Source organism: Acidobacteriota bacterium, from assembly GCA_040754075.1.
GTDB lineage: Bacteria > Acidobacteriota > Blastocatellia > UBA7656 > UBA7656 > JBFMDH01.
Genome location: JBFMDH010000003.1, coordinates 76,133 through 88,515, shown reverse-complemented (window position 1 = coordinate 88,515; position 12,383 = coordinate 76,133). Strand labels below are relative to the sequence as shown.

4 protein-coding genes are annotated in these 12,383 nt (G+C 50.6%); 1 reads left to right on the top strand and 3 read right to left on the bottom strand.

What is annotated here, in order from left to right; all coding sequences use genetic code 11:
* Positions 1-27 precede the first annotated feature (27 nt).
* On the bottom strand, positions 28-5,766 hold the full coding sequence (locus AB1757_04220) for an LAGLIDADG family homing endonuclease (GenBank protein MEW6126247.1): 5,739 nt from the start codon (positions 5,764-5,766) through the stop codon (positions 28-30).
* 727 nt (positions 5,767-6,493) lie between these two features.
* On the opposite strand from AB1757_04220, the gene AB1757_04215 reads away from it, so the two are divergent.
* Positions 6,494-8,914, top strand: a complete 2,421-nt coding sequence (locus tag AB1757_04215) for a methyl-accepting chemotaxis protein (GenBank protein MEW6126246.1) — start codon at positions 6,494-6,496, stop codon at positions 8,912-8,914.
* A 30-nt stretch (positions 8,915-8,944) separates the two neighbouring features.
* On the opposite strand, the gene AB1757_04210 is transcribed toward AB1757_04215, so the two are convergent.
* Positions 8,945-10,714, bottom strand: coding sequence for an SMP-30/gluconolactonase/LRE family protein (locus AB1757_04210; protein MEW6126245.1), 1,770 nt, complete (start codon positions 10,712-10,714; stop codon positions 8,945-8,947).
* Between the two features lie 308 nt (positions 10,715-11,022).
* Positions 11,023-12,378: a DUF1552 domain-containing protein gene (locus tag AB1757_04205; GenBank protein ID MEW6126244.1), complete on the bottom strand. Its 1,356-nt coding sequence runs from the start codon at positions 12,376-12,378 to the stop codon at positions 11,023-11,025.
* Between the last annotated feature and the right edge of the window lie 5 nt (positions 12,379-12,383).

Genomic DNA, 12,383 nt, shown 5'->3' with positions numbered 1-12,383 from the left:
ATCCTGAATCCTGAATCCTTTTTCATACTACTCAAATTTCACCGATACTAATTTGGATATGCCGGGTTCTTCCATCGTCACGCCGTAAAGCGCCTGCGCCGCTTCCATCGTCGTTTTGTTGTGGGTGATGACCAGGAATTGGGTTTCGTTGCTCATCTCTGCAACCTTTTGGGCAAAACGTCCGACGTTCATTTCATCAAGCGGCGCATCGACTTCGTCGAGAATACAAAACGGCGACGGTTTATACTGGAATATCGCGAGCACGAGCGATATCGCCGACATGGCTTTTTCACCGCCTGAAAGCAGCATCACATTTTGCAAACGCTTGCCGGGCGGCTGAGCAATTATATCAATACCCGATTCCAAAACGTCATCCTCATCAATCAAAATCATCTCGCCGCGTCCGCCGCCAAACAGTTCAACGAACATCCGTTGGAAATTTTCATTGATGTGGGCGAAGGCGTGACGGAAACGTTCGCGCGAACGGCGCTTGATTTCCGCAAGCGTCTCTTCCGTGAGGCTGATGGATTCGAGAATATCGCGGCGCTGTTCGGATAAAAACTTGAAACGTTCGTCGGCTTCTTCCAGTTCTTCAAGCGCCATCATATTCACCGGGCCGATGTCATCGAGTTTGACGCGCAATTCATCCAAACGGCTCTTGGCGGTTTCCAGGTCGAAAGGTTGGTCATCGGTAGCCGGTGGCTGGTCGCCGGTCGCGGCGTTGCCGGTTGCTTCATCGGCAATCGGTTGTGCAACGGATTCACCGTTTTCGTATGAATCTTGTGCTTCGACGCCTGACTCCTGACGCCTGACGCCTGACGCCTGTTTCGCGACGACTTCTTCAAGCGTCATCGCCAGTTCCGAAAAACAGGTGCGTGACAGATGCTCGGCGTCGGATTTCACCCGCGTGAGTTCGATTTCCGTTGCGCTGCGGCGGTCACGCGCGACGTTCGCATCTTGGCGGAGTTGGCTCAAGGTCTTTTCGAGTTCATCGGTGCGGGCGCGCGCCGTCATTAGCTGTGCGCTCGCCGCTTGAATCGCTTCCACCAGCGTAGCGCGTTCCTCATCGAACCGGATAGCCGCGTCTTCACCTTCTAAGTGCGAGGTTGAAAGTTCATCAATGCGCGTGTGGCTTTCATAAATTTCCGTGCGATTGCGATTAATGCGAGCTTGCAACTCCTGCGCTTCGGTTTCGGTGCGGCGCATTTCGGTGCGCGCCCCCTGCAAGCGTTCGGCGCGCGCGGCAACTTCGGCGCGCATTGCCGACAGGCGTTCGGCAAATTGTTCAACTTCCGCGCGCAACGCTACAAAAGCCGCTTGTGCCGCCGTGACTGCCTGTTCAGCGTTGTTGCGCGAGGCTTCGGCGGCGGTCAGTTCAATGGCTAACTGTTCGATGCGCGATTGCAAATCCCGATGTTCAAGACGCGCCTGTTCGATTTCCGCTTCGACTACCCGAACGTACTGTTCGGCGCGTTCGAGTTCTTTGGCTAAAGCCGCAAAATGCGAATCGCGGGCGGCAGCCTCTTTCTCTTTTTCGCGCAGTTCGCTATCCAGCGATAGTTTCTGATTTTCGATAATTTCAAGTTGTTTTTGGGTTTCACTCAAATCGGCAACCGCGCGCGATTCTTCTTCGAGCAGAATTTGCGTCTGCACGCGCAGTTGTTTGATTTCGCGTTTGAGCGCCAGCAGCGATGTGCCTTTTTGTCCAGCCTGTCCACCCGTAACAATCAACCGACCGTTGACGACCTGTTCGCCTTCGAGCGTCACATAAACCCGTGACGGATTTTCAATCGAAAGCTGCAAAGCGGCTTCCATATCGGGCACTACGGACGCTGCGCAACGTTCGGGGAAGGCGCGCTCAACAACCGCTTTGATTTCGGGTCTAAGTCCCAACAGGTCAATTGCGCTCAAAACTTCGAGTTCAAAATAAGAAGTCTGGAGTCGAGAGTCTGGCGTCTGGCGTCGTTGCTCATCAGATTTATGGTCATCATCTTTTGATTCGGCATCCTGACTCTTAAAGCCATTATTGTTGTCGTTGTCATCGTCGTTGTCGTCGTGCGACTCCAGACTCCAGATTCCGGACTCTCGACTTTCCGATGAATCGTCTTCGCCGCCGTGCAAGCCGACAACCAGAAAAGCGCCGCGACTCAAATCTTCCGATTTGATGAATTCAACGCCGGCAAGCGCATCATCAATAGTGGGCACCAGAACGCATTGCAATTCACGGCTGAACAAACTTTCGACTAACATTTCATATTGCGGTTCGACTTCAACGAAATCGGCAAGCGTGCCGAGCGCATTCATGCGAGCGCGCTGTTCGGGCGAAAGTATCTGTTGCACGGCGTCCGAATAATAGGCGTGATGCGAATCCAAATCCTCCAGAGATTTCAAACGGTGTTCGGCGGCGGCGATTTCCGAACGCAGAACATTCAATTCGTTGTTATTGGTATTGGCTTGCTCGCGGAGTTCGTTAAACGCCTGGGTTCGTTCATTGATTTTGGTTGTGAGTTCTGCAAGATGCAGCCGTCCGCCTTCAACCTCATCACCGACACGCACATATTCAGCGGAAACTTCGTCGCGTCGCCTGGTGGCTTTTTCCAATTCATTGCCCAAATTGACAAGACGCAAATCCGTCCGACGGATGCCATCTTCGAGATTGGTGTGCAAATTTTTGAGCCGTTCGGTGGAACCGATTTCTTTGAGCAACTGCTGGCGTAAAACTTCTATGCCGTTTTCCGCCTCGCGCAATTTCGCGACTTCCGTTTGATAATCGCTCTCATGGTTGCGAAGTTCCGCTTGTGTGGCGGCGTGTTCTTGTTCGAGCGCCTGTAAATTTGCCAACCGCTGCTCGCTTTCGGATTCAATCTGCGTCAGGCGATTTTCCAATTCCTGTTGTTCGCTTTTGAGTTTTTCGATGCGCTCCGTGAGTTCGTCAATCTGTTTGGATTCAAAAGCGCGGCGGTTGCGAATGCGGTCGGCTTCGAGTTCGATGGTCGCGGCTTCTTCTTTGAGTTCAGTGAGCTTGTCTTCGGCGGTGCGCGATTCACTCGCGACGACGCGATATTCGGTTTCCAGTTCGGCAAGCGAGGCGTCGAGTTGTTGTTGATTTTGTTCAGCCGCGTTGAGTTCATCAAGCAGGCGTTCAGCGGCTTCGTTCAAACGGTAATAGTCCGCCGTGTAAACCGAAAATTGCAACGCCCGCATCTCTTCACGCAATCGTTTGTAGCGCCGCGCTTTTTGCGCCTGTCGTTTCAGGCTATTCACCTGTCGTTCGACTTCGCTGATGATGTCATTGAGTCGCGTGAGATTCTGTTTGGCAGATTCCAAACGGAGTTCGGTCGTGCGTTTGCGCGATTTGAATTTGGTGATGCCTGCGGCTTCTTCGATGAGCGCGCGGCGGTCTAGAGGTTTTGATGACAGAATCTGCCCGATGCGTCCCTGTTCGATGATGGCATAATGCGCGCCGCCAAGCCCTGTGCCGGCAAACAGGTCTTGAATGTCGCGCAGCAAACAGAGTCGCCCGTTCATCAGGTAATCGCTGTCGCCCGTGCGATAGAGCCTGCGCCCGATGGTGATGCGTTCGCCTGCCATTACGGAAACCGCTTTACGTTTACGCGGTTTGACTTTGGCTTTTTTGTCGGCGTTCGCTTCTTCTACGATTGCGGATTGGGCTGTGGTCAATTCGCTTTTGGTGTCGGTTGCCGATTCGACGGCGGTTGATGCGGTTGCGGCGTCATTTGTCGATTGCTGATTTTCCAGAGCCAGAGGCGAGGTTTGATGGGATTCACTTACCGACGCGCTGACTTGGTTCTCAACCGTTGATTCAGTTGCTAAAGCATTGGCATCGCCGGTTGCTCCGGTGGCTTCCGGTTGAGTTGCCTCGGCGGTTTGCAAAGCGGGTTCCGCCTGCGCTTCTTCAGTTTTCGGGGCATACTCAGCGACCAGAGTTTTTGCCACAGCCGCGGCGCGTTCGGCATTCTCTAACGCCTCTTGATATTCGGCTTCGTCGCTTTGCGGTTCTTCATCCGCATCGCGTGACACGACATCCTGGGTGGCGATGAGCGTCAAGACGACTTCTGCCATGCCCTGCGGTTTGCGGTCGCGCGTACCGTTAAAAATGACATCTTCCATTTTGCCGCCACGCAAGGTCTTTGCCGATTGTTCACCTAAAACCCAGGAGATGGATTCTGAAACGTTGCTGTTATGAACAATAATATTTCCTGCTACAAAATTATGAGTCTCATCAATGCTCAAGTCATATACAAACTTGTCAATCGGTTCGACCCGGTCAATGCTGACAATTTCGTCCCAGTAAACATCAGAGGTTGCCAATTTATTGATGGCATTGAGGTGCGCTTGGGCAAGGTGGGTTGACACGCCTAGTCTTTGAATTTGTTCAACAACTTCAAGCAATCCGCCACGGCTGGCATCACAACGATTTTCCACATAAGCCGCAAGTTTCGGATGATTGCGGCGATGAGGTTTCATTTTCACGCCAGCGAGTTTGACAGCTTCTTTAACTAAGTGGGTGATACCGGGAATTACATCTTGATTGGGATTGGCGGCAGAGGGTAACTCACGCAAGGTTTGCAACGCCTGTTTTTTCTCGCCGACAAATGAGAGGTGGTTAGCAACGTGGCGCAATTGTTCGGTTCCATAGATATAAACCGAATAATAGAATTTCCGGCGTTTTTCAACTGTGTTGCTGGCGTATTTTTCTTTCTTTCTGAGAAGTGCAAAGACGTTTTGCCTAAGCAGCAAAGCCATCACCTGTTCGGCAAGCTTTTTACTGGCTGTCGCGAATTCTATGTAGGGCGGGCGTTGATTTCCGTAACGCGATACTCCTGAGATATAAGCATCGCCTTCAAAGAGACCTGAAAGAAATGCCCATTGGGTTGCTTCATCGGATTCAAATAAGGGCTGGGGGATTTCTTTTTCCGCCGAGACGGAATTAATCGGGAAATTAAACAGTTGTTCAAGGGCTTTGCACCATGTCCGCGAGTAAATCAAAGCATCTTCGGCATTAGGTTTATAATGATTACGACGAACTTCCAACGCAAAAAGCTGATTTGCCAGTCTCTCATAGTCATTAATAACCGCCTCATCGGAATTTACAAACCACACTTGATTGGCGCTGGTATTTCGACCTTCAGCAATCAACAAGCCCAAAAATCGCGCCAACTCTGGCGTGAAGGTCATCGGTAGCTCAATTGATTTACGATTGCTGCTTACGCGCTCTTCATTGAGGGAACCAATGTTTACCTGACGGCTCGAAACCGGCAACCGACGAGGAACGGCAATTTTTAATCCGCTTTTTAAGTCTTCGGCTTTCAGCGTTCGCAGTGCGCCATTTTCGAGTGTAAACAACGGATGATAGGGCGTTGCCGTGACTTCGCGTCCCGAACGTGTGCGCACCCGCAAAAGATAAGGTGTGGTTTTTCGCTTCACAAAGGCTTTGACCGGGCGAGGTTCAAGCCGTAAGGTCTCCGGATTGAGCGTAAGAATCTCTATACCAAGCGGGTTTTCATGTGCGACTAACCCATCATCGAAAAATTCAATAGTGGCAGAGTCTGCTATGGCATCCTCAACCAGTTGGCGAATCGGCACATCGCGTCCATCAGCTAAAGTGATAAGTGTGTCACCGGTTACGCATTTGCCACAGCCGTTGGGACCGACGATGCCGGTGATGCCTTCGCCGAAAATCAGTGTCGTTTTATCTGCGAATGATTTAAAACCGTGTATTTCAAGTTTTTCTAATTTGAACATGCTTTGCTCCGTGATCGCTGTGCACGACCACAACCAATAGTCAGTTGCTAAAAGAGTTCCACACTATAGGGTAGAGGGGTCTTTGTGTCAAACTTTATCAACCTCAATTATAGAGGGCTTTTTGCGTACCCGTAAAACCGTTTTTTGCAAATCCGGTCAACCGGATTTCAGCTTAACCGACTTACCGATAAACGTGCTTTGAAGCATTCCCAGGGCATTCGCAAGCTCACTTGCAGCAACGGTCAGCACCTCAAGTTTTACTGATTAACCGTTGCGCTCATGAATCAACGGGAAGGTTTACGCCCAGGTCAGGCAGACCATACAGATTTAGGAGGATTCATTGCTTCGCGGTCATTTTTCCCAAGCTGATCTCAGGCGTGCTGCAAACCTTCGCTTACGGTTTAAGGTAGAATTTCACCGGCATCCCGGTGAATCAAGAAAAGCGTTGACTTTATCCGTCATTCGGCGAGAATTAAGCAAAGTTTACGAAAGCGACTGTCTGAGCTTTAAGCCCTGCGAATCAGGGGTGTCTGCCTCCATTAAAATTGCTGTCTGAACCGGAAAACCTTTTTCAGTAATCATCATAACGGTTTTCTTTTTCGATTATTTCAAGCAATACCCAATACTTTGTTGAAAACCCCATTGGGGTCATTCAGCCCTTTGCTCTCTTCGCCTTTTTCTCGAAGTAATCCGACTTCGAGCAATCATCCCGATAGGAGGGTGCGCCATGCAGCAAGAGTCAGTCAATGATGGATTGGTGGTTTCACCAAACAAAAAAACCCGTTTGCATCACGTCTATTTTCTCGTCGTCGGGTTTTCGATTTGCACAGTGGTTTTCAGTTTACTGATCAACCATCAGATTGTCAGCAACTATGAAAATTCGATTAAAAATAATCAGGAATGGGCGACCAGGCTTTCGGATTATCTCAAACTTGCTACCTTCGCCACCGCTGTGAACGCGCCCGGTAACGATGTTTTCGACTCGCTCAATGTTGAAGGTGAAGAAAACCGTATGCGCGAGGCTTTGTATAATTTCAACAATCACCTTTCCAGGCTTGAACGCGAAGCCAAAGCGCAAATGGCAAATCCCCATCCGACAGTGAGCGCAGAGGTTGCGCGCATCAATGACAATCTGAGCGCCGTGCAACTGGCAATGACTGAGATGACCGACGAAGCCAGCCGCATCTTCACTTATTTCCGGCAAAATCAACCCCAGCTTGCCGGACAACGCATGGCGACTATGGATCGGAAATATGCGGCACTGGGCGCTGCCATCGAACAACTGCGCTTGACGGTCACCGGCATTCAACAAAAACTTTTTGACGAGGACAGACAGCATACGGCGAGCGTCCAGAAACTCGAATATTTGATTGCGCTACTGGTACTGGTATTGATTTGCGCGGCGACGTTTTACGGCTGGCAAGCGAAAAAACGTCTGGATACTCAGGCACATGAACGCGATGAATCCATCAAAGAATTAAGCCTCGCTCAGGAACAATTGCGGGCTTCAAATCTGGAAATCAACCTGGCGCATGAAGAATTGCGCGCCGCCAATCACGAATTGAATGCGGCTCAGGAAGCTTCGCGCGCCGCCAATCACGAATTACTGGTCGCTCAGGAAAAATTGCGCGCTGCCAATGAAGAACTCCTCGCCACCAATGAGCAATTGGAAAACCGCATACAGGAGCATACGGAAATCAACCGGTCGTTACAGGAATCGGAATCCAAATTCCGCGACATTCTCGCCAATATCGAAGATGCCTATTACGAAGTTGACCTTGCCGGAAGGGTGATCTTTTTTAATGAAGCGACCTTAAAACTTTTCGGCTACCCTGCCGAAGAAATGCTGGGCTTGCATTATGCGGCATACACCGATGCCGAGGTCGCCGCAGAGGTCAAGAAGGGTTTCAATGAAGTCTTTCGCACCAACACCGCCAAACGCAATTTCTCTTATCCGATTATACAAAAAGATGGGACGGCAAGAACCGTTGAAGCTTCCGTGTCGCTGGTAAAAAATCTCGAAGGGCAAGCCATTGGCTTTCGCGGCTTGTTGCGCGATATTACCGAACGGCGAGAAGCCGAAAAGGCATTGGAAGAAAACCTCAAAGGATTTCTTAATATCGCTTCCGCAGTTTCACAGGGCGATTTAACCATGCGCGCCAATCCCGGCGAAGACACCCTCGGCAGAATCATCGGCGAAGTCAATCGCATGTTGGATAATTTCAGCCGGATGTTGACCGAAGTGCAAAACATCAGCTTGACGGTTTCCTCAAGCGCCATTGAAATTCTTGCCGCGTCCGAACAGATTGCCGTCGGTTCGCAACGTCAGGCAGACGAAATCAGTCACACCTCGAAATCCGTCGAAGAGATTGCCGCGTCAATGACCCAGGTTTCAAGAAATGCCAGTCAATCGGTTGATGCAGCGCAACGCGCTTTAGAGATTGCTCAAAAAGGCGACCGCTCGGTGCAATTTGCCACCGATGCCATGCGCGAGATTGAAACTGCGGTTCTCGAAACCGCTGAAAAGATGGAGGTGCTCGGCACCCGCAGCACACAGGTTTCCGAAATTATTGACATGATTGATGACATCGCCGCGCAGACCAATTTGTTGGCATTGAATGCGGCAATCGAAGCGGCTCACGCCGGGCAAGCCGGTGTCGGTTTCAGCGTCGTCGCCGATGAAATTCGCAAACTTGCCGAACGAACCTCGCAAGCCACCAAAGATGTTGCCAATTTAATTAAAACCGTACAGAGCGAAATTGCCGGGGTTGCCTCAGCGATGGAAGCGGGTTGCAAAAAGGTTCAAGGCGGCACGGAGGTCGCCGAAGAAGCCTCCAACGCGCTCAAAGAAATTTCCGAAGCCGTGCAGTTATCTACGGTTTTAATCGAAGAGATTTCGACATCGTCGGATGAACAGGCGCGCATCACCACGAACCTGGCGAGCGCCATGCAGACGATTTCAGGAATCACGATGGAAACCTCAACAGGGGTTCACGAAACCGTGCAAACCTTGCAAGGCATGGCGGATCTTTCGGAGCAATTGAATCAAGCGGTCTCGCAATTCAAAATCAAGAGCCAACCCTCGTCGCCGATGATGCCGGGCGGCAACCGTTTCCCGAATTATCCGCCCTCGGCAATGTTCGGTTAATGTTTGTAGGGAGTTTGAAATACTTACTTTTTACAATCGCGGTGGAGCGGGTTTGATGGGCGCAGCCCAACTTTGCGCGCCTTTGACATTCAATTTGCGTTTATAAATTTTGTCGCCACAGGTGGCAAACAAGGTATCGAAATTCTCGCCACCAAAACAGAGATTTGAAACTTTGCCGTTGGGCGTTGGCAAAATGCATTGCACACGTCCAGCCTGGTCGCACACCTGCACACCTAAAGCCGACGCCACATACAGCCTGCCGTCGCGGTCTGCGCGAATGCCATCGGCAGCGCTTTCATCATCGGTGTCGGGCACATGCAACCAGTAATATCGCTGCTTGTATTGCAACGATCCATCCGGTTTTATTGAATAACTATAAATCCAGTGCGAACGATAATCGGTGACATAAAGCAAGGTCTGGTCGGGCGATAAGGTGATGCCATTGGCGTATTTCAACCCGCTGTCCACCAACAGCCTTTCACCTGTCGGCTTGATGAGCCAGACGTTGCTCGATTCGTTCGCGTTGCCGAGCGGCGGATTGGTGACATAGATGTTGCCATTGTGCGCGACCACAATATCATTGCAGGCAATTTTATCGGCAATCAGTTTGGCTTTGCCATCGGCGTCAAAAGCGAAAATTTTCTGGTCAATGCCCGCGACCGCATAAAGTTTGCCGTCAGGACCAAATGCCTGCCCGTTGCTCTTTTTTGCATCGGCAAACGCTTCGCCTACTTTTCCGTCCAGTCCGATTTTGTAGGTCTTATTTTTTGCTACATCATTGAAAAACACTTCGCCTTTAGAGTTGACCGCCGCGCCTTCGCTGTAGCCGTAACCTTCGCTGACCAGTTGCCAGGTTTCATTGGGCGCGAGAATCGCCGTAAGCGTGGCGTTTTTCGATTGTCCGGCTTTAACAGGCTGAGGCCAATCCTTCCAAAGCCAGCGCATGGCATCAGGGAAAATTGCCGTCGCGTGTTTGCCATTATGCGCGCCTTCGCCCCAGAGGTGTTGCACTTCGTAGCCGGCAAACACTAGCGCGCGTTCCAGGGTTTGATTTGCCATCCACCAATCGCCCGCATAAATGTTCAAATCGTTTGCGCCATCCTGTAAAAAAATGCGAATCGGTTTCGGTTCGTATTTGCGAACGAGTGTTGCGTAACGGTCGCCGCCGCGCAGTCCTACATAAGTACCGATGGCACTGAAGACGCGAGTAAAAGCATCGGGTCGTTCCCACGCCACCGTAAAGGCGCAGATTGCCCCGCTGCTTTGCCCGCTGATGGCGCGGTCATTGCCGCTTTTAGATAAGCGAATCGCTCGTCCATCCGAAGTTTTTTTGCTCTCCACTTCAGGCAACAATTCTTCAAGCAAAAAACGCACATAGTTATCGCCGAGTCCGTCATATTCAAAGCTGCGATTGAAGCGGTCAAGCGCGGTGTTACTATCGGCGGCAAGCACGCGCCCGTGCATTACGAATATGCCGATGGTGATGGGCATTTCTTTTTTGTGAATCAAATTATCGAAAACCGTTGGCGCATCGTATTGCAAGCCATCTTGATTGACCAACACACAGGCGGGTTTATCGGGCGAATACTGAGCCGGCACATAGACCCAGTAATCGCGATAGGTGCCGGGAAAAATTTTCGATTTAGCAAAACTGAATTTGAGCACTTCGCCTTTCGGCACGCCGGGTTGCGGTTTGGAATCCGCGCTTAACGGATAATTTTCCTGCGGTGGTTGCGTTTGTGTGAAAGTGGTTAAAGGAAAGACAAATAAAAACAGGAGCACGACAGTTGCAGTTTTCATCATCAATGGTTTTCTCCAAAATTGTGCAGGGAATATTGACGGCTTGGCTTTAACGTTAATGTGTCGGAACCTTATTCAGCCAGTGGATTAACCGTGCTGATTACAAATTCAATACTTCTTCGGCTGCGCTGCCAATTTGGGGCGTAGCCCCGAAAAAAATAAGCGAAGCATCGGGGAGTCTGAAAATCCCCGCACATCAAAGCAACACAGCCGCAGAAGAAAATTTTAGAAATTAAAGCGATGTAAAAATCTTTAAAGCAGCACAGCCGCAGGAAAAAATTTTAGAAATTAAAGCGATGTAAAAATCTTTACCCTTCCGTAAGCTGCGCGAGTTTACCGGTGCTGTCGCCAAGGCGCTCAACTTGAACGCCCAAGTGTTCAAGCAAATTCATATACAAATTGGTAATTGGCGTGCCTCTTTTGTAAACCATATGGCATCCGGGTTGAAGTTTGCCATCGCCGCGTCCCGCCAAAATCACCGGCAACTCTTCGTGCGTGTGTCGATTGCCATCGCTTAGACCACTGACATAAACAATCATCGAATGGTCGAGCAATGTGCCTTCGCCCTCTTTTGTGGATTTGAGCCGTTGCAGAAAATAGGCGAATAATTCTGTGTGCAGACAATTGATTTTCGTGACTCGCTCGATCCACTCGGCATTATTGCGATGATGGGTAAGCGGATGATGTGGGTCTGGGACTTCAATTTCGGGATAGACGCGCATGCTGCCTTCACGACCGAGCATCAACGTAGAGATGCGCGTGATGTCGGATTGAAAAGCCACCAGTTGCAGGTCAAACATGATTTTCGCATATTCACGAAACGTCGCGGGAATGCCTGCGGGTTTTTCAATCGTCGGATTGACCTGTGCATTATCGTTTTCGGCAGCAGCGATTTGCTTTTCAACTTCTCTCACTGCGGTGAGGTATTCGTCAATTTTGCGACGGTCTGCCTGCCCTAGACTCTTGCTCAGTTTCTCGGAATCTTCGCGAACCAAATCAAGGATGCTCTTACGATATTCTGCCCGTCTGGCGCGGGTTTCGGCATTGAGGCTGTAATCATTTGTCCCGAACAATCGTTCAAATGCGTTGCGCGGATTGACTTCGGGCGGCATCGGCGTGGTTTCGCTGCGCCAGGAAATGCTGTTGGTATAAGCGCAACTGTACCCCGAATCGCAATTGCCCACAGTGCGCGAATCTTCGCAACCGAGTTCCATTGATGCCAGACGAGTCTTTGCGCCTATGGCTTTTGCCGCGACCTGGTCGGCAGAAATGCCGTTATGAATATCTGCGCCCGCAGTTTTTTTGCAATGCACACCGGTTAAAATCGCTGCACCGGCGCGCGCGTGGTCGCCCGGACCGTCGCCAAGCGCATTGCCGTTGTGGTCATCGAGTCCCGAAAGCACCAGCAAATCTTCGCGAAAGGCTTCAAGTGGTTTCAAAATTCGCGTGAACTCAAAATCTTTGCCAGCGGTTTTCGGCGTCCAGTCTTTCATGACGATGCCGTTTGGCACATAGACAAAAGCTAAACGAACAGGCGTCCGGGCTTTCATTTGATTGGGCAACGCCAGTGCAGGCGTCATCGCATCGAGCATCGGCAAGGCAATCGCGGTTCCCACGCCTTTTAAAAATATTCGTCGCGGCAGATGTTTGCGGGTGATGATCATTGATG